Genomic DNA, 22,913 nt, shown 5'->3' with positions numbered 1-22,913 from the left:
TGTCCGACTGCGGGACCGCGACTACTCCGCGTCCTCACGCCCGTGCGGGTCGTCGACTGCGGGGTCGTCGACTGCGGGGTCGTGGCGGGCGTACCACGCGGTCAGCTCCTCCAGCCGGTGGATCGCCCGGTCGGGCGTGCCGATGTTGTGGTGCTCGTCTTCGTAGAGGACCAAGCGCGCCTCGACGCCCTGCTTCTTCGCGGCGACGTACAGCTGTTCGCTCTGGCTGGGGGGGCAGCGCCAGTCCTCGGCGCCGGCGGTGACAAGCAGCGGGGTCTCCACGCCGCCGATGTCCGTGATCGACGACGAGGCGTCGATCACCTCGGGGTTCTCCCACGGGAGGCCGTACTCGTTCTCCATCCAGATGTGGGAGTCGTCGGTGCCGTACGCCGATCGGAGGTCGTAGATGCCGTGCTCGGGCGCGGCGGCGGTGAAGAGGTCCGGCTTCTGGGTGACGAGGAACCCCTGTGCGATGCCGCCGTAGGAGAAGCCGTAGCCGAACACGCGCTCGTCGTCGACCCAGCCGCGCTCGACCACGTCCGCGACGCCGCTGGCGATGTCGGTCACCTCGTGGGTTCCCCACTGGCCGCGCAGCGCCTCGGCGAACTCGCGGCCGTACGAGGAGCCGCCGCGGTAGTTCGGCCGGAGGACGACGTAGCCGCGACTGGTGAGGGCCGCGTGGTCGAAGCTGAACACGGGCTCGTCGTAGCTGATCGGGCCGCCGTGGATGGCGACGACGAGCGGGTGGTCGCCGTCGAACAGGTCCACGCCGGGGTCGTGGTACACGATCCCCGAGATCGTCTCGCCGTCGCTCTCCCACTCGATGCGCTTCGACTCGGGCATCGCGTACTCCTCGGTGAGGTCGGTGTTGACCTCGGAGAGCCGCGTCAGCGACGCCGCCTCGACCGCCTCGTCGGCGTCGAGGTCAGTCGTATCGACGCTGTACACGTCCCGCCCGTCGCTCGGGTGCGAGAACACGAACCCGGCGCGCTCACCGTCCGCCGAGAGGTCGAACCCGGCCATCGCGCGGTCCGTCCCCTGCGCCTCGAAGACGCGCTCGGTGGCGTTCGCACCGTCGCCGTCCCCGTCGGCTGCCGCGGCCGTCTCGACCGCGTCGCCGCCGGCGGCGACGCGCATCAGCCGAGTCCTTGCCTCGTCGGCGAACAGGCAGTACAGGGTCGCCTCGTCGGCCCAGACGGGCGCGCCGCCGCGGGCGACCGTTCGATCCAGGTCGGCGGTCAGCGACGCGTACTCGCCGTCCTCGTAGAGGTACACCTGCGTCGGGATGCACCAGTTCTCGGGGTCGCCGCCGAGGAACGCGAGGCGCTCGCCGTCGGGCGACCACGCGGGCGCGCTCGCGGACAGGTCCGAGTCCGTCAGCTTCCGCAGGCCCGTGCCGTCGGGCGCGACGGTGAACACGTCGCGCACGAGCGTGTCGTCGGGGTCGTCCTCGCGACAGGAGGTGAACGCGATCCGATCGCTCGCGCCCCAGGCGGGCTCCATTCCCGAGAGGTCCTGATAGGCGCCGCCGCCGTTGGCGTCGTCGAGGCGCTCGGCTTCGCCGGTGTCCGCGTCGACGACGTGGAGGTACGTCCGGACGGTGTCGGTGTAGCCGACGCCGTCGAGCTTGTGCTGTAGACGCTCGGTCTCGACCGGTTCGCCCTCCTTCCGGCCGTCGAGGTAGGCCTGCTCGGCCTCGGTCGGGTCGCGCGCGGCGACGACGAGGCGCTGCCCGTCGGGGCCCCAGTCGAACTCCCTGGCGCCCTCCTCGAAGTCGGTGACCTGGGTCGCGTCGCCGCCGAGCGCGAGGTCGAACGCCCACACCTGCTGGGTGGGCTCCTCGTCCCCGTCGCCGTCGGCCGCGGGGGCGTCCTCGGCGTTCGCTTCGTCGTCGCCGTCCTCGCGGTCACCCTCGTCGCGGCCGACACGGCGCTCTGCGTCCTCGTCCCGGGCGGCGAGAAACGCCAACCTGTCGCCGTCCGGCGACCACGCGGGCGCGGAGGCGCCCGACACGCGGGTGAGTCGGTGGGGCTCGCGGCCGCCGTCGGCCGGCGCGACGAACAGCGAGCCGATCGGCTCGTCGGCGTCGGCGTCGTACTCGGTGGCGGTGAACGCGACCCGGTCGCCCACCGGCGAGACCGCGACCTCGCCGACCTGCGTCAGGTCGTAGAAGGCGGAAAGCGGTAGTTCCGTCATGACACGTGGTGCCGGGTGACGGCGGATATAGCTTCGTCATCCGGTCGTCGCGGCCGCATCCGTCCGCGGGATCGAGGCGTTGAAGCGCCGGAGCGACTCACCACCGGCAATGACCGACGGTGACGACGGCTTCGAGCGCGGGGACGACGAGACCGCCGACGCCGCCTGGGACGCCGCCGGGGTCCCGACGCCCGAGGCGCTCGCGGAGACGGCGGAGGCGGCGGTGCGCGCGGCCGGCGACTACCTCGCCGAGCGCTTCCGCGACGGCGGCACCGTCGGGGAGTTCCACACGGACGACGTGAAGGCCGAGGCCGACGAGGCGGCCGAGGAGCTGATCTTCGAGGAGATCCGCGGGGTGTTCCCGGCCCACACCCTCCACGGCGAGGAGTCCGGTCGGTCGGGCAGCGGACGCGTCGAGTGGATCGTCGACCCGCTCGACGGGACGAACAACTACGCCATCGACTACCCCTCGATCGCGACCGCCGTCGCAGTGCAGGTCGACGGCGAGACGCTCGTCGCGGCGATCTACGAGCCGCTCGTCGACGACTGTTACGTCGCCGTCCGCGGCGGGGGCGCGACACTGAACGACGAGCCGGTGACGGCGGCGCCGCGGGACCGCCCGCTGGACCGCTCGACGGTCTCGCTCGTGGTCGGGCTGCCCGCCGTCCGCGACGAGGCCCTGCGCGGCGAGGTCGAGACCGTCCGCCGCGGACTGGCCGACCGCTGCAAGCGGGTGCTCGAGACGTGGTCGCCGTGCGTCGACTGGGGGCTGCTCGCCCGCGGAAGCATCGCCGGGATCGTCTGCGCGTACCCCGACCCGTTCGAGCAGGAGGCCGGGGAGTTGCTCGCGAGCGAGGCCGGCGTCGTCTCGGCGTCCGGCGACGGCTACTACGTCGGCGCCGGCGACGAGGAGACGCTCGCGGCGCTCGTGGAGGCGCTGCCCGCGTCGGTTCGGGAATCCCTCGACGAGTGAGCCCGGCCGCGCGATCGGACGGGGAGTCGGGCCGACGGCGTCACCGCCGGCGGCGACGGCGGGCGCGCCGGTAGCCGAGCGCGACGCCGGCGGCCGGAACCGCGAGCACGAGCAGGTACGGCAGCGCGTAGGCGGCGAGGACGACCGCGCCGCGCCCGAGGACGACGACGCCGTCGACGGACTGCAGGAACGCCCCGGTCAGGGGTGTCTCGTACCACGCGCTCCGCTCGGGCGGCTCGTAGTCGGGTCGCGGTTCGCGTAGCTCGACGGTCACCGTCGAGTAGGCGACCCGCCGCTGCAGGCTCGTGAGCCGCGCCTGCGTCCGCTCGATCTCCGTTTGCACGTCCGACAGCTCGCGCTGGACCGCGAGCACGTCCTCGGTGTCGTTCGCCCGCTCGTACAGTTCGCGGAGGCGCTCTCGCTCGGCGCGGAGGCTCTTCAGGCGCGCCTCCAGGTCGACGATCCGGTCGCCCACGCGCTGGGTCGACTCGTGGAACGATCGGAGCTCGCCGGTCGAACGGATCCGCTCGACAGCACCGGAGTAGTTCCCCGACGGGATCCGGAGCACGATCCGACCGACGGTCCACGTCTCGTTGCCCTCGCCGCGGACCTCCTGGGTCGACTGCTCGACGTACCCGCCGCGCTCGCGGGCGAGCGCGGTCAGGTTCTCGCGGGCGGCCCCGTAGTCGTCGACCGTCAGCTCGACCGTCGCCTCGTAGATGATCGCCCGGTTCGCGACCTGCGCGTTCACCGCCGCGCCGCCCGCCCCGTCGGCCGCGCCGCCCGCGGCCGCCGTCGCCTCCGCGGCTTCGGGCCGGGCGGTCGCGCCGAGGTCGCTGCCGCCGCCCGCGCCGTCGGCCCCGTCGCCGCCGGCGCAGCCGGCGAGGACGACGAGGAGGGCACAACACACCGTCACGAGTGGACCACGTCGCATGGGCGTCCGTACCGAGGCGGGGTGCCTAACCGTTCGGGACGCTCAAAGGGCCGTTTGACCCTTCCGTCCGCGGCTCCTACGGATCGTATGCAGCGACGCCTGCTGTCGATGCAGTGGCGCGACGCCCTGTTCGCCCACTGGCGCGTCGACCCCGCGACGGTCGAGGCCCGCCTCCCGGAGCCGCTGTCGGTGGCCACCCACGACGGCGACGCCTACCTCGGGGTCGTCCCGTTCGAGATGACCGATATCCGGCCGCGCGGGGCGCCGGTGGGGCTGTCGTTCCCGGAGCTGAACCTCCGCACGTACGTCAGCGACGGCGACACCAAGGGGGTGTACTTTTTCTCCCTCGACGCGGCCGACCCGATCGGGGTCGGCGTCGCGCGGACGCTGTTTCGACTGCCGTACTACCGCGCCGCGATGGACGTGACCCGCGACGGCGACCGCGTGACGTTCACCAGCCACCGCACCCACCGCGGCGCGCCCGAGGTCCACTTCGACGCGACGTACGGCCCCGCCGGCGAGACGCGCTCGCCCGAGCCGGGGAGCCTCGAAGCGTTCCTCGTCGAGAACTACCGCTTCTACACCGAGGGCCGCGGCCGGGTCTACTACGGCGATATCGCCCACGAGCCGTGGCCGCTGGCCGACGCCGACGCGGCGATCCGGACGAACACGCTGTTCGAGGCGAACGGGTTCGAGCCGCCCGTCGGCGACCCGATCCTCCACTACTCACCCGGAACTGAGGTGACCGCCGACCGGATCCGCCGCCTCAACCCGAGGGCGACCGCGAGCGCCGGCACTGACGCCGTCGCCGACGGCGCCGCCGGTATCGGCACCGGCGCCGCCACCACCGACGACGGTGCGGTCGAGATCCCCGTCGACGAGGAGTGATCGTGGGCGCGACGGCGAGCCACCGACAGAAGACACTTCACGGACACTCGGGATCGGTGAGTCGATGCGTCCCCGCACCCCTCCCCTCCTGGCGTGTGGCATCGCGCTGCTGTTGGTGACCGCCGGCTGTCTCGGCGCGCCCGGCGGTCGGGCGGACGGCCCCACCGCGACCTCCTCCGAGGCCTACACTGACGCGTCTGCGACGAGCGTCGCCGCCGCCGGCCTCCCCGGCGAACCGGTCGAGTGGCCCGACGGGCCGAAGACGCAGCCGGACCCGCCCGCGACGTGGAACGAATCCTCGGTCGGCTCGTTCGCGCGGACCCACGAGTACCGCTACGTGTACAACAGCCTCTGGTACGACGAGTCGACCGAGGTGTCAATCGAGTGCGAGCTCGACGGCGTCTCGCGCGAGCGGGACGCCTGGCGCGCCGTCGTCACCTGCACCGCCTCCTCCAACACCGGCGGCGATCCCGTCGAGAACGGCACCGCGACCTCGACGGTGATGCACGCGGACTACTTCACCCAGACGTGGGCGTACTGGATCGACGGCGAGACCGACACGGTCCACCGAACGCGCGCGGACCGGTGAGCGGCGACGACGAGCGGGACCCGCCGGCGCGCCGTCGCGTACGCGCGACCGGCGTCCGACGCCCGACCGACGAACGTGCTACTCCTCTCACAAGACACATATTCCGGGGCGTCCTCTGCGTCGGTAGTGACCCTCCGATCGCGACTCGCCGGGGCAGTCGACAGCGCTTACGAGCGGGTGCTCCGCCGTGAGATCGGCGACGGCCCGGACCACGTCGCGATCATCCAGGACGGCAACCGCCGGTACGCGCGCAGCCGCGGCGACGACGCGCCCGACGGCCACCGCGCGGGCGCAGACACGACCGAGCGGGTGCTCGACTGGTGTGCGGATCTCGGCGTCGAGGAGCTGACGCTGTACGCCTTCTCGACGGAGAACCTCGAGCGGCCGGACGATGAACTGGAGCCGCTGTTCGACCTGCTGGAGGACAAGCTCCGCGAGTTCGCCGACGCCGACCGTGTCCACGATCAGGGCGTGTGCATCCGGGCGCTCGGCGACGTGGAGCGGCTTCCGGGCCGAGTCCGCGAGGCCGTCGACTACGCCGAGGCCCGCACCGCCGGGTACGACGACTTCACGCTCAACATCGCACTGGCGTACGGCGGCCGCAACGAGCTGCTCGGCGCCGTGCGCGCGGTCGCCCGCGACGTTGCCGCCGGCGACCTCGCGGCCGACGACGTTGGCGTCGCGGAGGTGGAGTCCCGGCTGTACCGCCGCCCCGTCCGCGACGTGGACCTCATCATCCGGACGGGGGGCGACGAGCGCACCTCGAACTTCCTGCCGTGGCACGCCAACGGCAACGAGGCGGCGGCGTACTTCTGTTCGCCGTACTGGCCGGAGTTCTCGAAGCCGGACTTCCTGCGGTCGATCCGCACCTACGAGGCGCGCGAGGAGTCCTGGCGGCGAACCCGAACGAAGCGGGCGACAGCGCTCGTGCGCGCGCTCGCAGAGGTCGAGTTGGACGAGGCGCGGGCGGTCGCGGGTCGCCTGCGCGAGCGGCTCCAGGGCGATGCGACCGACGATGAACTGAACGAGGCGCTGGAGGCGGGCGGGGCGAGCACCGGCGAGCCGGCGGACTGAGCCGGCCGGCGGCGCGAGCGCGGCCGCCGGCCGGTCATCTCCCGAACCGCCGCTGGCGGTTCTGGTAGTCGAGCACCGCTCGGAGGTAGTCCCGCTTCCGGAAGTCGCGCCAGTTCACGTCGGTGAAGTACAGCTCCGAGTAGACGGACTGCCAGATGAGGAAATCCGAGAGCCGCTCCGCGCCGGTCTTGATCACGAGGTCCGGCTCCTCGGGGAAGATCAACCGCTGTTCGATGTCTGCCTCCGCGACCTCGTCGGGGTCAAGCTCGCCGGCCTCGACGGCCTCGGCAATGTCGCGGACGGCGGCGGCGAACTCCCGCTTGCCGCCGAGGCCGATGTTCACCCGGATCGGCGCGTTCGCGCGCGCGGTGTCGGCGGGCGTGCGCACCGCGATTGCCTCGGGGGCGTCGACATCCGCGAGTTCCCGCGCGAGCGTGTCGACGACGGCCTCGTCGAGCACCGAGACGGAGACGGTGACCCGCTTGGCGCCGAACTCGAACGCCCAGCCCAGGAACGACTCCAGCGTCTTGTAGGCGCCCTGTTCGAGCAGGTCGCGCTCGGTGATCACCAGCGCGACGTGGGCGGGCGGGTCCGCCGGGTTGCGCCGGTGGCGCAGGCCGAGGTACGCGTCGTAGAGTCCCACTCTGGGGCGAGAGTCCGACCGGGGGCCCGAAAGCGTTACCGCTCTCGCGGTCGCGCCGGCGCCGCGTCGGGGGCCGAGGCGCCGTCCCGGGACCGTTAAGTGTGCGTCGGCGATACTTCCGACCGTGAGACACCGACTCCGGCGCGCGGGCGCGTTCGCCGTCGTCGCCTCGGCGGTGCTGGCCGCGCCGGCGCTGGGGCCGGCCGCCGCGGCACCGTTCGCCGCCGTCGCTGTCCTCGCGGCGTTCGTCGTCGACGAGGGTCGGTTCTTCGATCTGTTCGCCCGCCCGGGCGACTACGAGGACCGCCGACTCAACGGCCTCGCGGGCTTCGCCCTCGCGGCGACCGCCCTCGGCGTGTTGACCGCGCTCCCACAGGCGCCGATGCCGGTTTCCGTCTACGCCGCCAGCGCCCTCTCGCTGGCGTACGGCGTCCTCGCCCGCGAGGTCGTTCGCGAGTCCACGACCGACGAGTTCGCCACGACGACGGCGTTCGCCGTGGGAGCGTTCGCGGCCGCGACGCTCGGACAGGCGGCCGTCGCCGTCGCCGCCGACTCCTTCGCGCCCGGGGCGGTCCCGACGTACGTGTTCCTCGCGGCCGTCGCCGCGCTGGTCGCCGCGCTCCTCCGCTCGGTGCTGTTCCCCCGCGACGACCCGATCGTGATGGTGTCCGTCGGCGTGCTCCTGTGGATCGCGTCTGCGCTCGTGACCGCCGGCGGCGTCTCGGTCACGCCGACGCTCGTCGTCGTCGGGCTCGTGCTCTCGACCGCGCTGGGGCTCGTCTCGTACGTCCTCGAAACGGCGTCGGTCTCGGGGATGCTGACGGGCGTGCTCTTGGCGTTCGTGACGGTCGTGCTTGGCGGCCTCGGCTGGTTCGTCGTGCTCATCTCGTTTTTCGGCATCGGGGGGCTCGCCGCGAAGTTCCGCTTCACCGAGAAGGACGCCCGCGGCGTCGCCGAAGGGAACGACGGCGCCCGGGGCGCCGGCAACGTACTCGGGAACGCCGGCGTGGCGCTGGTGGCCGTGATCGCGTTCGCGGCCGCCAGGGCCGTCGTCCCCGGAACGCCCGTCCCGACGCTGGTGGCGTTCGCGTTCGCCGGCTCAGTCGCGACGGCGATGGCGGACACGCTCTCCTCGGAGTTCGGCGGGCTGTTCGACGCCCCCCGGCTGGTGACGACGCTCCGACCGGTCGACCCCGGAACCGACGGCGCGATCACCTGGCAGGGGGAGGTCGTCGGCGTCGCCGGCGCCGGACTCGTCGCCGCGCTCGCGGCGCTGTTGATGCCGCTCGGCGACGCGCCCCTCGCGGCCATCGGTTCGGCGAGCGCCGCGGCCGGCTCGACGGCGGGAGCGGGCGGCGGAGCGCTCGTCACGGTCCCCGTCGCCGTCGCGGTCACGGGTGCGGGGTTCGTCGGCATGACCGTCGACAGCCTGTTGGGCGCGACCGTCGAGGGCGACCGACTCGGGAACCAGGCGGTGAACACGCTCGCGACCCTCTCGGGCGGATTCGCTGGGGTCGCCCTCTCGGTCGTGACCGGCGCGGCGGCGCTTCCCTCGGCGGCGGCGCTCTCGGCGATCACCGACGCGCTCGCGTCGGTCGCCAGCGCGGTCGCTCCGCTCGCGTCGGCGGCCCTCACCGCGACGGCGTCCGCGTCGAGGGCGCTGCCCGCGTTGTTGTGACCGTCCGGACGGGCCGTCCGGACGACGAGACGGCCCTCAGGGGTCTCCAGGCACTACTCCGTGAGCCGAGCCCGCCGCTGCTGTCACACGGTCTGCGAACCGACGGCGTGCTCGTGGCCGAGGCCGAGGACGGTGCCGCGGTCGGGTACCTCCTCACGGTCGGCGGCGACGGCGTCCACGTCGCCGAACTCGTCGTCCACCCCGACCGCCGGCGGGAGGGCCGAGCCACGCGACTGCTCCGTCGACTCCTCGCGGGCGCCGACGGTCGCGTCACCCTGCTGGTGGCCGCCGACAACGACGCCGCGCGGGGTCTCTACGCGTCGCTGGGGTTTCGGCTGGCCGGTCCGGACGCCCGGCGGCAGTCGTTCTACGACGACGGCACGGACGCGATCTTGCTGGCTCGCGACCCGAGCTCGCCCGCGGGGGCGGAGGAGTAGCGCCCGGCCGGAACTCGCCCGCCGGTCAGGTCGCCGTCGACAGGTAGTGGCGGTACGCCGGTCCCGCGAGCAAGAGCAGTCCCGCCAGCGCAGCCGCCGCGATCAGTCGCGGGTCGACCGCCCCGGCGAGCCCCGCCTCGGCGACCCTGCCGGCGGAGGCGCCGGCGACCGTGCCGGCGACGGCCCACGGGAGCTCCCCGACCGCGCTCCCGAGGACGAACGGGCCGGCGCGGACGCCCGCGAGGCCGGCGGCGAGGGAGACGGCATCCGACGGGAACGGGAGGAGTCGGGAGGCGGCGACCGAGCGGGTGCCGCCGGCGACGGAGACGGCGCGTTCGCCAGCACCAACGGCCCGGTCGACGAGGTCGCCGACGGCGGCCGTCAACCGATCTCCGCCGACGGCGGCCGGGTCGGACCCCCGTCCGCGGCGAGCGAACAGGTACGGCGGGACCGACGTGAGCACCATCGCGGCCAGCGACAGGGGGACCGCCGTCAGTCCGAACCCGTACCCGGCGACGACGGCCAGCAGCGTCACCGGCCACGCGAGGAGCGGTCGCACCAGCGTGAGCGCGAGGAGCACGGCGAGCAGCCTGGTCGGGGTGGCGACGGCCCACGAGAGGCGATCGAGCACGGCGCTCGGGGAGGCGGACAGGAGGGCGACCGCTATCGCGGCGGCGACGAGGCCGCCAGCGAGTGCGCGACGGTTCACGGGCTCAGTGGCGACCCTCGACCGAATAAGCGTCGCGGTCGCGGGAGTCGGACGCGCCGTCGCGGCGTTCGGGCCTCGCGCGCTCGGACGCCCCGAGACGCTTAACAGCGCCCGCATCCAACGACGGGCGACGTGGCCCCCGACGACGGCGCGCCGACGCGCACCCGCGAGGAGACGGTCGCGCTCGGCGTCGAACTGCTCGACCGCCTCGAGGACGAGGAGCTACCGCTGCCCGACCTCATGGACCGGCTGGAGACGGTGACGACCAGTCCGGCGGTCACCCGCGAGGTGCTGGAGGAGGCCGAGCGCCGGGGGGTCATCGAGCGCGAAGACGCGGTCGTTCGCGTTCACGGCTCCGGGTTCGTTCGGTTCGACTCGCAGGTGATCTGCCGGGAGGGCGAGTTCTCGTGTCGCCGGTGCGGCGCCGGGATCACCACCGGCCACTTCATCGCGCTCGATGCCGGGGAACTCGGACCCTTCGGCTCCTCGTGCATCCGGAAGGTGACCGGGCGAGAGGAGTGACGCGAGCAGCGGGAGACGGGAACGGGCCGAGGCGGCGCGCCTTCAGCGCCCGCGGCGCAGTTCCTCGATCAGTTTCTCGACGATCTGCGTTTGCCGCTCGATCCGTTCGCCCTGCCGTTCCACGGTCTCTCGCAGCGCCGCGACCTCCTGTGCCAGGTCGTCGGTCGGCTCGGCCGGCTCGAAGCCGCTGTCGCCGAAGCCGTCCTCCTCGTCTCCGTGCATGCGCGCGTCGGACTCGGCCGGCTCGGCCGCCTCGGCGTCGCGGCGTACCTCCGTCGCGGCGGTCGCCCCTCCGCCCGCCGCGCCCGATGCGTCGGTGCCGTCGGGGCCGGCGACGCCGCCCGTGGCGACGGCGCCCTCACCCGCGTCCCCGTTGTCGAGTGCGTCGTCGTCGAGCGGGTCCTCACGGGTGCCGGCGGCGGTGTCGACCGACGCCGGATCGGCCGAGAGGGGGTCCGGTCCGCCGCCGAAGTCGGTGCGGTCGACCCCCTCTTCGGGGCCGTCCTCGCCGTCGGCCCCGGCAGAGAGCGCGCGGAACGCTTCGAGCGTGTCGACCTCGTAGTGGGCCAACAGCGCGTTCGTGAGTCGCTCCTTGATCGCCCGTGCGCTGTCGCTGGGCGTCTTGAAGCGCTCCTGGCGACCGTCGGCGGTGAGCACGAGCGTGGTCGCGACGCTCCCCTCCTCGAACGTGAGGTCCGTCACGTCGTCGTAGTGGAACTCCTCGTAGTCGTCGTCCCAGACGGCCGCGCCGACGTGTTTGACGAGGCGAGCGGAGGTGACGACGAGCGTGAGTTCCGAGAAGCGGAAGGTGCGCTCGACGGTCTCGCCGGGCGCTGTGATCCCGGCGGCCGAGAGGACGCCCGCGAGCACGGGGTGGAGGACCTCGTCGAGCTTGCCGCCCGGGATCTTGAACGTGCGGTCGCCATCGAGGCCGTACTCCAGCGTGAACGTCGCCTTCCGTCCCCCCGAGACGGCGACGCGCTCGGCGTCGTGCGGGAACTCCTCGACGGACTCGTCGGAGAGGAACCCCTCGGCGCGGTAGATCAGCGTGCGGGTCGGGGTGACGAACAACTCGTCGTCACCGCCGAGGTGGACGCGGGCGACGGGGTCCTCCTCGCCCAACTCCACCTGGACCAGTTCCGGCAGACTCATACCAGCGTTTCGCCCGCCCCGTGGCTTAAACCCGGCGGGTACGCCGGAACCGAGCCGGTTTGCGACCCGAACGAGGTGATCCACAGGCGATGTGTCCGCCGGTGTGTCTCGGTGTATCGTACTGCGTCGGGATGGGAAGCTTCAAGAGTACGACTGCCCGACGACAACGTGAGCCGGGGTGGCTTAGCTGGACATAGCGCCGCACTCATAGGGTTTCGAGATTCGGTGCGGAACGCCTTGGAAGCCTCCGCCCCAACGGGGCCCGCCGAGCCTCGTACCTGGGCCATGCGGAGATCGTGGGTTCGGAGCCCACCCCCGGCAGTGTTTGGACAGATACAGTACCGGAACGCCCGGTACGGCGATCTCCTGTCACGGGGTTCAGATAGGATCAGATCAGCCGTGGGATGAACCGAAATCGGGGAATTTCTCAATTATCGACGATAGTAACCTGCGCTGGTGTTAAGATGGCCGATCCCAATCCTCCACTCGCAAGATGAGTCGAAGTATCGCCGAGGCCATTCGTGCTCCGGAGGAAGGACGCGAGATGGTTCTTACCGTCGCCACGGACGGTGATGTTGAGGCAGTCGCCGGAGCAGTTGACGAACTCGGCGGAAGTGTACTCGAAAAACTTCGGTTCGATATGTTAGAGATCTCGATCTCCGAAGATCGAATTGCTGACCTGGACGAACTCAACGCCGTCACGTCGATGAACGCCGAGGGTGAATTGCGGTTCGCGGCCGGGCGAGGTTCGGAGGGAAACTGACCAACACGCCGCCTCGGATAAGCAACCCGCATTCGTTTTCTCAGCTGTCAATTCTGCCTATTCAGAGTTCATCAACCTCCCAGGCGATCTGGAAACTGGAAACAATCTCAATGTTGCGATCGCCGATACTCTCTACGAGTTACCTGAAGGACCGGAAGTCCCCGGTTTGCAAGACCTAAGTATCGGACAGTCCCGTGACTTCTCCCCAGAGGGGGAAAACAAACAGGAACAGTGGTCACACGGAACTCGAGTTTTCGGCGTCCTCTCGTATTTGCTTCCAGATGCGACGTTCTACTTCTACCGACTGAAGTCCGCTCGTGAACTGCAAAGGAGTGCGAAAGACGAGCGGTTCTCGGCCGCGACAGGCGGTCCATCGACGTCGGGACAACCCAGAGAACTGGAGACAGACCGACCCAACGCCCGGCTGACAGATGTCCTCGGCCAATGTATAGACGACAGTATCGATATACTAAATATCTCGGCTGGAGTGTTGCACAAGTTCTGTAAGGGCTGTGTGCTCAACAGACCTCTCGAAGCAACGACCGCCAGTGGGACCGCCGTCGTGGCGGCGACCGGAAATAAAAGCGAACGGATGGTGGAACACGTTTTGTGTCCCGCGTTATCTGAATTCACTCTGTCAGTCGGAGGCGTGATCAACCGCTGTCCGACCAGGGATCTCCCTCCTGAAGCGGATCGACGGATCTGGGCTGAAACCAGCGCATCAGATCGGACGAAACGGACCCTCCAAGGACCGTACTGTAGTTTTGAAGGATGCACCTCGGATCACCCGTGTGAGAAATACCGGGCAGAGGAGTGGTACGACGGCAATATTGAGGCCTATCGAGGAAACCCGAACGTGTTGGCTCCGCCGCTCCGTCCGGAACTGATCGACGACGACAGGGTTGCGTTTGCAGAGGGAACGAGCTTTGCGGCACCGATCGTTGCCGGAGCTATCGGCCGGCTAGCTTCTTCGGTAACGGAAGAGTTGTCTCCGATGGAGTGGTATGCGATCATCGAATCGTCCGGCGATATGACCGTTCGTCATGATAAAAAGAACTGGAACCGACTGAACGTCAACGGCGCTTCCCAGACGATCGATCGGAGATCGGATCCTGAGGAGAACGAATAAACTGGTGCCATGTAAATCAACTCGTGTGCTAACTGAAGAAGAACTGGAGATATTGGAGCAGGGAATCCAGAACGCAGACTCGATAGCAGAGGTCCAATCGCACCTGCTGCTTGCAGATCAGCTACTGCAGACGGAGCCAGAGGAGGAATTCGCAGAGATCGGCTTCTCCGGTGATCGGATGACGCTCCTCTCAGAGTGGGTGGACACGATCCGCGACCGGATGGACGAGTTATGCGAGAGGGAGAACGTGTCCTCATACTCGGTCTCGGTCGGCGGAAGTCTGACCGGACCGAGTGTTTCTGTAAGCGTCACGTGCGATGCCCCAGCCTCAATCAGCTCCTCCTCTGAGGATCAGTGAGGTATGACTATGCGGGTCATTGGACAGAGATCTTGACCGTTTGGTTCATTGCTTCCGATCGCTCTTCGGATGGAGCAAGTGCGTGTTGGACTGATAGCTAGTCGCTCGCTGACCCTCTACTCCGACTCCCCGTCTTCAGAGAGGTGTTCCCACACCTCTGCGCAGCCGCATCCGTCTTCGAGATCGTCGAGATGAGAGGTGTCGACTTCTTCGTCGCCGTATCGATCGTCGGTCGTCTGTTCTGCCATCACTACCGTACAGACACCCAACTATCATAAGCCGCGTCGCACAGTCAAACGTGACCGACGCTCCCCGGTCGAGGATCTTGCTGCCGCTATCCGGGACGGCCGGATCGTGAGGATCCGGACGACTGCTGGCGATCCCCGACCGCACCGGCGTCACCGGAACCGTCGGCCGTTGCGCCCGGCGACGAGAGTATGTTCGCCGGCCGCTTCGATCGAGTATGAGCGTCGCCCTCCGCGTGCTCGACGACGGCGCGTGGGTGTCCGTGAACGACGAGCGCCGGGTCAGCGTCAGCGAACTGTGGCGCGTTGCCGGCGGCAGCACCCCGGTGTGCGCCTGTGCGTGCGCCGACTTCGTGGTCGAGGGGTTCACCGACGTGGGCGTCAACGGTCGGACCGTCACCGCCGACGTGTACGGGCAGTGCATCCGGTGTGGCACCGACGCGTCGGTCCGGGCGGTTCCGGTCGGTCGCGTGGTCGACGGGGAATTCCGGTCGCTGGCGGCGGAGGCGGTTCGGTTTTCGGGCGGCGGCCTCGGCGCACCGGCGACCTCGCAAAGGTTGCCGGTTCCCGGCAGCGTCGGGGAGGATTGACGCGGGAGCGCACTTTAGGGTCGTCGGGCGAGTGTGTTCGTCCACGAATGCCCACGGACGTCGAAAACTGGAAATCGGAGGTGTACGGCAACGAGATCAGGGAGCACCTGATGAAGTTCGCCGAGGAGGGGTGGGAGTCGATCCCGGAGGACGAACACGACGCCTGGTTCGAGCGCTTCAAGTGGTGGGGGTTGTACCACCAGCGGAACGGCCAGGAGAGCTACTTCATGATGCGGATCGGGACGCCCAACGGCGTGCTGGAGCCGGGGCAAGTCGAAGTCGTCGCCGACATCGCCGACGAGTACGCCCGCGGCCCGGGCGAGAACCCCGAGTTCGGCGACGCGTACGTCGACTGGACGACCCGCCAGTCGATCCAGCTCCACTGGATCCGGCTGGAGGACGTGCCCGAGATCTTCGACAAGCTGGAGGCGAACGGTCTCTCCACCCAGCAGGCGTGCGGTGACTCCTGGCGCAACATCGTCGGCTGTCCCGTCGCGGGTAAGGACTCCGCGGAGTTCGTCGACGCGCTGCCCGTCGCGATGGATCTCAACGAGACGTTCAAGGGCAACGACGACCACGCGAACCTCCCGCGCAAGTGGAAGGTGAGCGTCACCGGCTGCGAGGAGGGCTGCGGCCAGGGCGACATCAACGACCTCGCGTTCGAGCCTGCCGAGAAGGACGGCGTCAAGGGATTCAACGTCCGCGTCGGCGGCGGCCTCTCGCGCAACGAGCCGCGCCTCGCGCGCAGCATCGACGTGTTCGTCCCGCCGGAGGACGCCGATGCGGTCGCGGGCGGCATCTCGGCGCTGTTCAACGACCACGGCGACCGCGAGGACCGCTATAACGCCCGGATGAAGTTCCTCACCGACGAGTGGGGAACCGAGAAGATCCGCCGCGTCCTCCAAGAGGACTACGTGGACTTCGAGCTCCAACACGCCGGCGACGACCTGCGCGACGACTACACGTACAACTCCGGGCGCAACGACGACGGGCACCACGACCACGTCGGCGTCCACGAGCAGAACGACGGCAACTACTACGTCGGCCTGAACGTCCTCGTCGGCCGGATGGGCGCCGACGACACCCGCGAACTCGCCCGGATCGCCGACGAGTACGGCTCCGGCGAGGTGCGCGTCACTCAGCGGCAGAACGTCATCGTCACCGACGTGCCCGAGGGGAACCTCGACGCGCTGCTCGAAGAGCCGCTGCTCGACACCTACGAGCCGGACCCGCACCCGTTCATGCGCGGCTCCATCGCCTGCACCGGCACGGAGTTCTGCTCGCTGTCCATCGTCGAGACGAAGAACCGGCAGGTGCGGTACGCCCGCTGGCTCAAGGACAACGTCGAGGTGCCCGACGGCGTCGAGGACTTCCACATCCACCTGTCGGGTTGCACGGCCTCCTGCGCGCAGCCGCAGATCGCCGACATCAGCCTGCGCGGGATGAAGACCCGCAAGGACGGCGAGCCGGTCGAGGCGCTCGACATCGGCCTCGGCGGCGGCCTCGGGGCCGAGCCGCGCTTCGCCGAGTGGGTCGAACAGCGCGTCCCCGCCGACGAGGTGCCCGGCGCCATCGAGAACCTCCTCGCGAACTTCGAGGAGCGGAAGAACGGCGACGAGAGCTTCCGCGACTTCGTCGAGCGCACCGACGAGGAGACGCTGGCGGAGCTGGTTGAGCCCGAGGAGACCGACTACGAGGACCCGTACATGCACAACACGAAGATGACGTGGTACCCCTACGCCGAGGACGACGACATGGACGCCTCGCCGGCGCCGGCGCGGGCGGACGGCAGCCCTATCCCGTCGGACGACTGAGGGCCGCCCATGCCCGACCGGCTCATCCGCGTCAACGCCTACACCACCTTCGACCTGCTCGACGGCTTCGCCCGCGGCCACGACTTCGAGGAGGCGGCCGTCGCCGTGTTGAACGTCACCGCGCCGCGTGAGGAGCCCGAGGAGGTGACGCTCGAACTCGAACTCGACAACACGCAACTGGAGGAGCTCCCACCCCACGCCGAGGGCGTCACGCTCTCGGCGGCCGAGGCCCGCGAGCTCGCGGGAGAACTCGAAACGTACGCCGCTCGCGTCGAGGCCGCGGGAGGCGAGTAGCGGCCGAGCCGAGAGGCGGGGGCGGACCCCGACCGGCGACGCGGCTCGACGGTTCTCACGCCCGAGACTCGGGGACGAACCCTTTTATGACCCGGAGTGCGAGCGGCCCCCATGTGGGTACGGGAGCGGGACGCCGTCGACTATCTGGGGGTCGCGGCCGTGACGCTCCTCGCGTGGATCCACGTCCCGTACCGCTTCGCCGTGTACACGCAGCTCCACTACTGGGCGTGGTGGCTCCAGCGGTGGATCGACCAGTCGCCGACCCAGGCGATCGGCGTCGCGGTCGTCGTGGTCGCCGTCGGCGGCGGCGCGCTGCTCGCGGGGATCGTCCGGTCGGCGTCGGCGTAGCGGCAGTCGAACGGGGGTTGTGTGGAGTTGATGTCCCGTCGGCGAGGAGTGGTTCATATGAGTGACGACCCCGGCGTCGCGGGACTGCGTGCGACGCTCCGCGAGAGCCCCGCCGGTCACTGGCTGTCGACGCCGTCGCCACAGCTCGCCGAACAGCTCGCGCTCACCGACGCCGACTTCGTCGTGATCGACACCGAACACGCCCCGACGGGACTCGAATCCGTCGAGGCGGCCGTCCGCGCGGTCGACGCCGCGAACGCACGCGACGGCGCCGGGAGCGGCGACCGCGGCCGCGGCGACACCGAGCGGGCGGCGGCCGCCGACACGGCCGCCGTGGTCCGCGTCGCGTGGAACGACCACGTCCGCATCAAGCGCGTCCTCGACACCGGCGCGGCGGGCGTGATGGCGCCGCAGGTGAACACGGCTGCGCAGGCCGAGTCGTTCGTCGACGCCGTTCGATACCCGCCCGAGGGCCGCCGCGGCGTCGCGGGGACGCGCGCCTCGGCGTACGGGCGCGACCTCGACGGCTACTACGAGCGGGCGAACGACCGCGTCGCCGCGATCGCACAGATCGAGACCGAGGCGGCGGTGGAGAACGCCGGGGAGATCGCGGCCGTCGACGGACTCGACGCGCTGCTCGTCGGCCCGGCGGACCTCTCGGCGGACCTGGGCATCTTCGGCGAGTACGAGGCCGAGCGGTTCCGCGCGGCCGTCGAGTCGGTGCTGGCGGACAGCGAGGTGCCGGTCGGCACCCTGGCGACCTCGCTTCGGGAGGTCGACGAGTGGGCCGACCTGGGGTACGACTACCAGATCGTCGGCGTCGACGCGGGCTACGTCGCAGGCGGCGCTGAGGCGGCGCTGACACGGTACGACGAGAGCCGAGAGAACTGAGTGCGCGCTCGGGATCGGATCGGGATCGGCGGTCGCGATTCTGGTTTTCGTTTTTCGTTTCCGTTTTCGTTTTCGTTTTCGTTCTCGTTTTCGTTTTCGTTCCCGTTCAGACGGCGCGACCGCGTTCGCTGGTGCCGATGAGGTACGTCCCGTACGTAAGCAGCGCCGCCGCCGGGACCAGCGCCCACGTCGCGAGCTGCCCGGACTGCGGTGCGACGCTCGGGAAGAACAGCGCGGTGCCGACCAGCATGAGGATCCCGCCGAGGACCACGTCTCGTTGCATGGGCGTCGGTGGCACCTCGCGCGTACTAAGAGTTACTTTTCGACCGGTCGCGCCGCGAGCGAAGCCGCCGTCGCCGCAGCCGAGCGCACGCTCGCCGGCTCAGGCGATCTCGGGGCCGCGCTCGCCGGCCGGGATTGCCACCTCCAGCCAGTTCTCCGTCGGCGGCAGCGGGCAGGCGAACGCGTCCGCGAACGCGCAGAAGGGCGTGTACGCGAGGTTAAAATCGAGCGTCACCGCGTCGATGTCGGCCAGGTCGCCGTCCGGATGCAGGTCCATGTACCGCCCACCGTCGTACGTCTGCTGGCCCGTCGTCTTGTCCCGGAAGGGGACGAACAACGTGGCCGACCCCTCCGCACGTAGCGCCTCCAGCGTCTCCTCGACCGGCTCGCCCTCGGCGTTCGGCAGCGTGAACGAGAACGTCGCCACGCGGTGGAACCGCTCGGCCGTGCCGTTGCGCACGGTCAACTCGACGGTGTCGGGGTCGTCGTGCACCTCGACGGCCGCCTCGACGCGGTACGCCGGGTCCGGGTCGAAGTAGTCGAGGCCGTCGAAATCGTCGCGCAGCGCCGGGTCGACGGGCGACTGCGGGTCGCTCGCGAGGAACTCATTTTTTTCGGCGCGCATCTCGCGGATCCGAGCGAGCCACTCGTCGTCGCGGGCGTCGGCGCCGCTCGCGTCCTCGTCGCCGTCGCGGGTCGACTCGTCGGCCGCGGCGTCGTCGGTCATACGCTCGATTCGGCGCCGCGAGGGTTCAATCCCGCGTTCCGTCCCGGCGGTCCCGGCACCGCATCCGAAGCAGGGCGGAACCGACGGAATCGACCATAAAATCGGCGTCTGCCGGTCGGTCGGAGCGGCGACGGTACGTTACCGGCGGACCAGCAGCGCCGCGCCGACGAGCGCGACGAGGGCGGCGACGGCGGTGAAGCCGGGGCCGCTCGTCTCGGTGGCGGAGTCGGTCGCCGTCGCGTCGCCGCCGTCACTCGCCGTGGTCGCGGCGGTCCCGGTCGGCGGCTCCGTCGCGGTGGCGGTCTCAGTCGCCGTCGCGGTCGTGCGCGAGAACTCCTCGGTGGCGACGTACGCCGTGTCGGCGACGGCCTGGGCATTCTCGTTCGTGTACGCGAGATCGGCGGAGGCGTTGAACGACTCCGAGCCGTTGTTGCGGTGGGCCTCCGCGACGACGACCTGGCTGCGCGAGAACGCCGGAGAGACGGCGACCGTGACGTTCTCGTGGGTGCCGGCCTCCAGGTACGCGGAGGCGCCGACGAGGCCGCCCGAAGAGTTGTAGACGGCGACGAAGCCGCCTTCAGGGAGCGTCACCTCGGCGACGGTGACCTCCTCGACGCCGACCTGGTCGTTGAAGGAGATGTCGGCCGAAGAGTTGGCGGTCTGTGCGGTTGCGGTGCCGGCGGCGAGGCCGCCCGCGAGGGCGACCGCGCCGACCAGCACGGAGAGCAGTGCGAGCGCGGGGAGTGCGTTGCGTGCGTTCATGAGAGCGGGACTCGCGACAGCGGTGCTGTCGGAGCTACGTCGCGGTTCACGACTCACACGAAAGAGTCCGTCGTTCCCGAACGTGGAAAGATGGCATACGGCACGGGGATCGGTGGCGATGAACTCCGCTCCCGCCGGCGGCCGCGGCGACCACTCGCGACATCGTCGGTGCGGTGGATGCCGGTGCGGTGGATGTCGGTGCGCACGTCGCGCTCGTCGCCACCGGCGTCGGCTACGGCGGGAGTGGGGACGGCGAAGCGACGAACGCCGAGACCGTGACGCGAGCGGAACTGCGGGCGGCGCTCGGCGTCGACGACGGGTGAGAAAACGGGGACCGGAGAACGGGAGCGTCTAGAGGAAGTCCTCGATGTGGTCGGCGACCTCGTTAGGCGTGTCGCCGACGGGGACGCCCGCGTCGTTGAGCGCGCCGATCTTCGACTCGGCGGTGCCGGTGCCGGAGCCGGAGACGATGGCGCCGGCGTGGCCCATGCGCTTGCCCGGCGGGGCGGTGCGCCCGGCGATGAAGCCGGCGACGGGCGTGTCCATGTTCTGTGCGATGTAGCGGGCGGCCTGCTCCTCGTCCTCGCCGCCGATCTCGCCGCACATGACGACGGCCTTCGTGTCCCGGTCGGCCTCGAACGCCTCCAGCGCGTCGACGAAGGAGGTGCCGATGATCGGGTCGCCGCCGATGCCGATGGCGGTCGTCTGGCCGATACCGCGCTCGGTGAGGTTGGAGACGACCTGGTACGTCAAGGTCCCGGAGCGCGAGACCAGCCCCACGTCGCCCGACTCGAAGATGTTGCCCGGGAGGATGCCGAGCTTCGCCTCGCCGGGGGTGATGATGCCCGGACAGTTCGGCCCGATGAGGCGGGTGTCGACCTCCGAGAGGCGCTTGTTCACCTTGGCCATGTCCTGGGTGGGGATGCCCTCGGTGATGGCGACGACGAGGTCGAGGTCGGTGTCGAGCGCCTCGAAGACGGCGTCGCCGGCGAACGCCGGCGGGACGAACACGACGGAGGCGTCGGCGTCCTCGGCGTCGACGGCCTCGTCGACGGTGTCGTAGACTGGGACGCCGGTGACTTCCTGACCGCCCTTCCCGGGCACCGCGCCCGCGACGACGTTCGTGCCGTACGCCAGCATCTGTTCGGTGTGGAACTTGCCTTCCCCGCCCGTGATGCCCTGCACCACGACCCGGGTGTCGTCGTCGACGAAGATACTCATGCTTCTACCTCCTCAGCGTTCTTCACTGCACGTTGGACCGCGTCCTCAAGGGTGCCTTCGACCTGCACGAGGTCCTTGTTGAGGATCTCCATTCCCTCGGCGGCGTTCGTCCCCGCGAGGCGGACGACGACCGGCTTGGGGATCTCGTCGAACCCCGCCAGCGCCTCGTTGATCCCCTTTGCGACCTCGTCGCCGCGGGTGATCCCGCCGAAGATGTTGAACACGACCGAATCGACGTTCTCGTCGGCGAACACCATGTCCAGGGCGTGCGTGACGCGCTCGGCCTTGGCGCCGCCGCCGATGTCGAGGAAGTTAGCGGGCTCGCCGCCGTAGTAGTCGACGAGGTCGAGCGTCGTCATCACCAGCCCCGCGCCGTTGCCGATGATGCCGACGTTACCCGACAGGCGGACGTAGTCGAAGCCGTACTCGTTGGCTTTGGCCTCCAAGTCGTCTTCGGCGGCCTCGTCTTCCATCTCGGCCAGCTCGGGCTGGCGGAACAGCGCGTCCTCGTCGATGTTCATCACCGCGTCCGCGGCGACGACCTCGCGATCCGAGGTGATCATGACGGGGTTGATCTCGATCTCGGAGGCGTCTTTCGACTCGTACAGGTCATAGAGGGTCCCCAGGATCGACGCCACGTCCATCGCCACGTCCGCCGGGATGCCGGCCTCGAAGACGACCTTGCGGGCCTGGTACGGGTGCAGGCCGAACGCAGGGTCGATGTGCTCGCGAGCGATCTTCTCGGGCGTTTTCTCGGCGACCGACTCGATGTCGACGCCGCCCTCGGTCGACACCATCGCGACGGGCTCGCCCTCGCCGCGGTCCATCGTGATCCCGACGTACAGCTCGTTCTCGAAGTCGACGCCGGCCTCGACGAGGACGTTGTCGACGGTGTAGCCCTTGAGGTCCATCCCGAGGATGGACTCGGCGGCCTCGCGCGCCTCCGCCTCGCTCGTGGCGATCTCGATGCCCCCGGCCTTGCCACGCCCGCCCACGTGGACCTGAGCCTTGATCGCCGCCGGGTAGCCGATCTCGTTGACCGCGTCCATGACCTCGTCGACGGTGGACGCGAGCCGCGAGTCCGGGGTCGGGATCCCGGCGTCGGCGAAGATCTGCTTCGCTTGATATTCGTGAAGTTTCATGCGTGTGGATAGCAGCCACTCGGGGGGTTAAATCCCGCCGATTCCGGTCGCGTTCGCGTCCGTTCGCAGCGCCGGGTCGCCTCCTCGTTCGCAGCGCCGGGTCGCCTCCTCGCTCACGTCCGCTGGACGAGCGCCTGCCCGACACCCGCCAGCGCGAGCCCGACCGCGGCGGCGACGGCCGACCACAGCACCGACGGTCGGAGGACGATGGCGTTGCAGCCGTCGGTGTACGTCAGCGTCGGTGGCCACGTCCGCACCCCAGTCACGGCGAACTCGGCGAGTCGTTCCGGACCGGGACAGGCCACGAGCGTCGTCGCCGCGGCCGGGCCGACGGTCACGAGCAATGCCGTGCAGACGAGCAGCCCGGTGCCGAACAGCGTCGCGCCGGCGTGCCGGAGAGACATATCCGACCGCTACCGCGGGGGACGATTTCACTCCACCGGTCGGCTATCTCACCTGCGGTACGGGAAGCCCCGGCGTGTACGCCGGGAAGGATGTCACCGCTCGACCCGCCGCGTCGGTTCCGCCGCCGCGCCGTCACCGCACCGACCG

27 protein-coding genes, 1 tRNA gene and 1 pseudogene are annotated in these 22,913 nt (G+C 70.1%); 17 read left to right on the top strand and 12 right to left on the bottom strand.

What is annotated here, in order from left to right; all coding sequences use genetic code 11:
* Positions 1 to 21 precede the first annotated feature (21 nt).
* A complete protein-coding gene (locus BUE16_RS05680; RefSeq protein WP_073307440.1) occupies positions 22 to 2,196 on the bottom strand; it encodes a S9 family peptidase in 2,175 nt (724 codons plus the stop codon).
* A gap of 109 nt (positions 2,197 to 2,305) precedes the next feature.
* Between BUE16_RS05680 and BUE16_RS05675 the strand changes: the two genes are divergently transcribed.
* Complete coding sequence (locus BUE16_RS05675) at positions 2,306 to 3,169, top strand: inositol monophosphatase family protein (RefSeq protein ID WP_079991509.1); 864 nt, start codon at positions 2,306 to 2,308, stop codon at positions 3,167 to 3,169.
* A gap of 40 nt (positions 3,170 to 3,209) precedes the next feature.
* On the opposite strand, the gene BUE16_RS05670 is transcribed toward BUE16_RS05675, so the two are convergent.
* Positions 3,210 to 4,103: a DUF4349 domain-containing protein gene (locus BUE16_RS05670; protein WP_073307439.1), complete on the bottom strand. Its 894-nt coding sequence runs from the start codon at positions 4,101 to 4,103 to the stop codon at positions 3,210 to 3,212.
* A 21-nt stretch (positions 4,104 to 4,124) separates the two neighbouring features.
* On the opposite strand from BUE16_RS05670, the pseudogene BUE16_RS05665 reads away from it, so the two are divergent.
* The 3 genes and pseudogenes from BUE16_RS05665 to uppS all read left to right on the top strand — a co-directional run.
* Positions 4,125 to 4,868, top strand: a pseudogene (locus tag BUE16_RS05665) (YqjF family protein); the annotation flags it as partial.
* A 187-nt stretch (positions 4,869 to 5,055) separates the two neighbouring features.
* Positions 5,056 to 5,580, top strand: a complete 525-nt coding sequence (locus BUE16_RS05660) for a hypothetical protein (protein WP_073307437.1) — start codon at positions 5,056 to 5,058, stop codon at positions 5,578 to 5,580.
* Positions 5,581 to 5,706: 126 nt separating this feature from the next.
* Complete coding sequence (gene uppS, locus BUE16_RS05655) at positions 5,707 to 6,654, top strand: polyprenyl diphosphate synthase (protein ID WP_073307436.1); 948 nt, start codon at positions 5,707 to 5,709, stop codon at positions 6,652 to 6,654.
* A 34-nt stretch (positions 6,655 to 6,688) separates the two neighbouring features.
* On the opposite strand, the gene BUE16_RS05650 is transcribed toward uppS, so the two are convergent.
* Positions 6,689 to 7,297 carry an undecaprenyl diphosphate synthase family protein gene (locus tag BUE16_RS05650; RefSeq protein ID WP_073307435.1) on the bottom strand — a complete coding sequence of 203 codons (609 nt, stop codon included), beginning with the start codon at positions 7,295 to 7,297 and terminating at the stop codon, positions 6,689 to 6,691.
* Between the two features lie 124 nt (positions 7,298 to 7,421).
* On the opposite strand from BUE16_RS05650, the gene BUE16_RS05645 reads away from it, so the two are divergent.
* A complete protein-coding gene (locus BUE16_RS05645) occupies positions 7,422 to 8,975 on the top strand; it encodes a DUF92 domain-containing protein (protein ID WP_073307434.1) in 1,554 nt (517 codons plus the stop codon).
* A complete protein-coding gene (locus BUE16_RS05640; protein WP_073307433.1) occupies positions 8,972 to 9,412 on the top strand; it encodes a GNAT family N-acetyltransferase in 441 nt (146 codons plus the stop codon). The genes BUE16_RS05645 and BUE16_RS05640 overlap by 4 nt, the downstream gene beginning before the upstream one ends.
* 25 nt (positions 9,413 to 9,437) lie before the next feature.
* On the opposite strand, the gene BUE16_RS05635 is transcribed toward BUE16_RS05640, so the two are convergent.
* Positions 9,438 to 10,121 (bottom strand): TVP38/TMEM64 family protein, encoded by a 684-nt coding sequence (locus tag BUE16_RS05635; protein ID WP_073307432.1) that lies wholly within the window; start codon positions 10,119 to 10,121, stop codon positions 9,438 to 9,440.
* Positions 10,122 to 10,253: 132 nt separating this feature from the next.
* Between BUE16_RS05635 and BUE16_RS05630 the strand changes: the two genes are divergently transcribed.
* Positions 10,254 to 10,643 carry a DUF5830 family protein gene (locus BUE16_RS05630; RefSeq protein ID WP_073307431.1) on the top strand — a complete coding sequence of 130 codons (390 nt, stop codon included), beginning with the start codon at positions 10,254 to 10,256 and terminating at the stop codon, positions 10,641 to 10,643.
* A gap of 42 nt (positions 10,644 to 10,685) precedes the next feature.
* Here BUE16_RS05630 and BUE16_RS05625 read toward each other — a convergent pair whose 3' ends face one another.
* Positions 10,686 to 11,795: a DUF7115 domain-containing protein gene (locus BUE16_RS05625; RefSeq protein WP_073307430.1), complete on the bottom strand. Its 1,110-nt coding sequence runs from the start codon at positions 11,793 to 11,795 to the stop codon at positions 10,686 to 10,688.
* A 172-nt stretch (positions 11,796 to 11,967) separates the two neighbouring features.
* On the opposite strand from BUE16_RS05625, the gene BUE16_RS16645 reads away from it, so the two are divergent.
* The 4 genes from BUE16_RS16645 to BUE16_RS05610 all read left to right on the top strand — a co-directional run bounded on the left by BUE16_RS16645 (position 11,968) and on the right by BUE16_RS05610 (position 14,045).
* Positions 11,968 to 12,116 (top strand) — tRNA-Met (locus tag BUE16_RS16645).
* 172 nt (positions 12,117 to 12,288) lie between these two features.
* Positions 12,289 to 12,558, top strand: coding sequence for a hypothetical protein (locus tag BUE16_RS05620; RefSeq protein ID WP_073307429.1), 270 nt, complete (start codon positions 12,289 to 12,291; stop codon positions 12,556 to 12,558).
* A gap of 166 nt (positions 12,559 to 12,724) precedes the next feature.
* Positions 12,725 to 13,687 (top strand): S8/S53 family peptidase, encoded by a 963-nt coding sequence (locus BUE16_RS05615; protein ID WP_073307428.1) that lies wholly within the window; start codon positions 12,725 to 12,727, stop codon positions 13,685 to 13,687.
* Between the two features lie 25 nt (positions 13,688 to 13,712).
* The gene (locus BUE16_RS05610; RefSeq protein WP_073307427.1) at positions 13,713 to 14,045 is read left to right on the top strand and encodes a hypothetical protein; all 333 of its coding nucleotides are present in this window, start codon (positions 13,713 to 13,715) and stop codon (positions 14,043 to 14,045) included.
* A gap of 116 nt (positions 14,046 to 14,161) precedes the next feature.
* On the opposite strand, the gene BUE16_RS17330 is transcribed toward BUE16_RS05610, so the two are convergent.
* Positions 14,162 to 14,293 (bottom strand): hypothetical protein, encoded by a 132-nt coding sequence (locus tag BUE16_RS17330; protein WP_268762480.1) that lies wholly within the window; start codon positions 14,291 to 14,293, stop codon positions 14,162 to 14,164.
* A gap of 215 nt (positions 14,294 to 14,508) precedes the next feature.
* On the opposite strand from BUE16_RS17330, the gene BUE16_RS05605 reads away from it, so the two are divergent.
* From BUE16_RS05605 to BUE16_RS05585, 5 genes are all read left to right on the top strand, one after another.
* Positions 14,509 to 14,880: a hypothetical protein gene (locus BUE16_RS05605; RefSeq protein WP_073307426.1), complete on the top strand. Its 372-nt coding sequence runs from the start codon at positions 14,509 to 14,511 to the stop codon at positions 14,878 to 14,880.
* Positions 14,881 to 14,927: 47 nt separating this feature from the next.
* Complete coding sequence (locus BUE16_RS05600; protein ID WP_073307425.1) at positions 14,928 to 16,694, top strand: nitrite/sulfite reductase; 1,767 nt, start codon at positions 14,928 to 14,930, stop codon at positions 16,692 to 16,694.
* Positions 16,695 to 16,703: 9 nt separating this feature from the next.
* Positions 16,704 to 16,988 carry a DUF6360 family protein gene (locus tag BUE16_RS05595; RefSeq protein WP_073307424.1) on the top strand — a complete coding sequence of 95 codons (285 nt, stop codon included), beginning with the start codon at positions 16,704 to 16,706 and terminating at the stop codon, positions 16,986 to 16,988.
* 111 nt (positions 16,989 to 17,099) lie between these two features.
* Positions 17,100 to 17,336, top strand: a complete 237-nt coding sequence (locus tag BUE16_RS05590) for a hypothetical protein (RefSeq protein WP_073307423.1) — start codon at positions 17,100 to 17,102, stop codon at positions 17,334 to 17,336.
* Positions 17,337 to 17,393: 57 nt separating this feature from the next.
* Positions 17,394 to 18,227, top strand: a complete 834-nt coding sequence (locus BUE16_RS05585; RefSeq protein ID WP_073307422.1) for an HpcH/HpaI aldolase family protein — start codon at positions 17,394 to 17,396, stop codon at positions 18,225 to 18,227.
* A 106-nt stretch (positions 18,228 to 18,333) separates the two neighbouring features.
* Here BUE16_RS05585 and BUE16_RS16900 read toward each other — a convergent pair whose 3' ends face one another.
* The 3 genes from BUE16_RS16900 to BUE16_RS05575 all read right to left on the bottom strand — a co-directional run bounded on the left by BUE16_RS16900 (position 18,334) and on the right by BUE16_RS05575 (position 19,998).
* On the bottom strand, positions 18,334 to 18,510 hold the full coding sequence (locus BUE16_RS16900; RefSeq protein ID WP_200778386.1) for a hypothetical protein: 177 nt from the start codon (positions 18,508 to 18,510) through the stop codon (positions 18,334 to 18,336).
* 99 nt (positions 18,511 to 18,609) lie between these two features.
* A complete protein-coding gene (locus BUE16_RS05580) occupies positions 18,610 to 19,134 on the bottom strand; it encodes a DUF1684 domain-containing protein (protein WP_073307673.1) in 525 nt (174 codons plus the stop codon).
* 240 nt (positions 19,135 to 19,374) lie between these two features.
* Positions 19,375 to 19,998 (bottom strand): DUF7282 domain-containing protein, encoded by a 624-nt coding sequence (locus BUE16_RS05575; protein ID WP_073307421.1) that lies wholly within the window; start codon positions 19,996 to 19,998, stop codon positions 19,375 to 19,377.
* Between the two features lie 188 nt (positions 19,999 to 20,186).
* Between BUE16_RS05575 and BUE16_RS17325 the strand changes: the two genes are divergently transcribed.
* Entirely contained in the window at positions 20,187 to 20,321 is a 135-nt protein-coding gene (locus tag BUE16_RS17325; RefSeq protein WP_268762479.1) for a hypothetical protein, read from the top strand.
* A 28-nt stretch (positions 20,322 to 20,349) separates the two neighbouring features.
* Here the strand turns inward: BUE16_RS17325 and sucD are convergent, their stop codons facing one another.
* The 3 genes from sucD to BUE16_RS05560 all read right to left on the bottom strand — a co-directional run bounded on the left by sucD (position 20,350) and on the right by BUE16_RS05560 (position 22,765).
* Positions 20,350 to 21,219: a succinate--CoA ligase subunit alpha gene (gene sucD, locus BUE16_RS05570; protein ID WP_073307420.1), complete on the bottom strand. Its 870-nt coding sequence runs from the start codon at positions 21,217 to 21,219 to the stop codon at positions 20,350 to 20,352.
* Complete coding sequence (gene sucC / locus BUE16_RS05565) at positions 21,216 to 22,361, bottom strand: ADP-forming succinate--CoA ligase subunit beta (RefSeq protein WP_073307419.1); 1,146 nt, start codon at positions 22,359 to 22,361, stop codon at positions 21,216 to 21,218. The genes sucD and sucC overlap by 4 nt, the downstream gene beginning before the upstream one ends.
* A 113-nt stretch (positions 22,362 to 22,474) precedes the next feature.
* Positions 22,475 to 22,765: a hypothetical protein gene (locus BUE16_RS05560; RefSeq protein WP_073307418.1), complete on the bottom strand. Its 291-nt coding sequence runs from the start codon at positions 22,763 to 22,765 to the stop codon at positions 22,475 to 22,477.
* Positions 22,766 to 22,913: the final 148 nt, after the last annotated feature.

Source organism: Halobaculum gomorrense (genome assembly GCF_900129775.1).
Taxonomy (GTDB): domain Archaea; phylum Halobacteriota; class Halobacteria; order Halobacteriales; family Haloferacaceae; genus Halobaculum; species Halobaculum gomorrense.
This window is presented reverse-complemented; position numbering and strand designations above follow the sequence as displayed.

Bases quoted from the DNA above. Each gene is read 5' to 3' on its own strand.
- BUE16_RS05680 (WP_073307440.1), bottom strand. From the start codon at position 2,196: ATGACGGAACTACCGCTTTCCGCCTTCTACGACCTGACGCAGGTCGGC.
- sucC (WP_073307419.1), bottom strand. From the start codon at position 22,361: ATGAAACTTCACGAATATCAAGCGAAGCAGATCTTCGCCGACGCCGGG.
- BUE16_RS05560 (WP_073307418.1), bottom strand. From the start codon at position 22,765: ATGTCTCTCCGGCACGCCGGCGCGACGCTGTTCGGCACCGGGCTGCTC.
- BUE16_RS05670 (WP_073307439.1), bottom strand. From the start codon at position 4,103: ATGCGACGTGGTCCACTCGTGACGGTGTGTTGTGCCCTCCTCGTCGTC.
- BUE16_RS05575 (WP_073307421.1), bottom strand. From the start codon at position 19,998: ATGAACGCACGCAACGCACTCCCCGCGCTCGCACTGCTCTCCGTGCTG.
- BUE16_RS17330 (WP_268762480.1), bottom strand. From the start codon at position 14,293: ATGGCAGAACAGACGACCGACGATCGATACGGCGACGAAGAAGTCGAC.
- BUE16_RS05660 (WP_073307437.1), top strand. From the start codon at position 5,056: ATGCGTCCCCGCACCCCTCCCCTCCTGGCGTGTGGCATCGCGCTGCTG.
- BUE16_RS05595 (WP_073307424.1), top strand. From the start codon at position 16,704: ATGCCCGACCGGCTCATCCGCGTCAACGCCTACACCACCTTCGACCTG.
- BUE16_RS05675 (WP_079991509.1), top strand. From the start codon at position 2,306: ATGACCGACGGTGACGACGGCTTCGAGCGCGGGGACGACGAGACCGCC.
- BUE16_RS05600 (WP_073307425.1), top strand. From the start codon at position 14,928: ATGCCCACGGACGTCGAAAACTGGAAATCGGAGGTGTACGGCAACGAG.
- BUE16_RS16900 (WP_200778386.1), bottom strand. From the start codon at position 18,510: ATGCAACGAGACGTGGTCCTCGGCGGGATCCTCATGCTGGTCGGCACC.
- BUE16_RS05585 (WP_073307422.1), top strand. From the start codon at position 17,394: ATGAGTGACGACCCCGGCGTCGCGGGACTGCGTGCGACGCTCCGCGAG.
- BUE16_RS05605 (WP_073307426.1), top strand. From the start codon at position 14,509: ATGAGCGTCGCCCTCCGCGTGCTCGACGACGGCGCGTGGGTGTCCGTG.
- BUE16_RS05590 (WP_073307423.1), top strand. From the start codon at position 17,100: ATGTGGGTACGGGAGCGGGACGCCGTCGACTATCTGGGGGTCGCGGCC.
- sucD (WP_073307420.1), bottom strand. From the start codon at position 21,219: ATGAGTATCTTCGTCGACGACGACACCCGGGTCGTGGTGCAGGGCATC.
- BUE16_RS05620 (WP_073307429.1), top strand. From the start codon at position 12,289: ATGAGTCGAAGTATCGCCGAGGCCATTCGTGCTCCGGAGGAAGGACGC.
- BUE16_RS05580 (WP_073307673.1), bottom strand. From the start codon at position 19,134: ATGCGCGCCGAAAAAAATGAGTTCCTCGCGAGCGACCCGCAGTCGCCC.
- BUE16_RS05625 (WP_073307430.1), bottom strand. From the start codon at position 11,795: ATGAGTCTGCCGGAACTGGTCCAGGTGGAGTTGGGCGAGGAGGACCCC.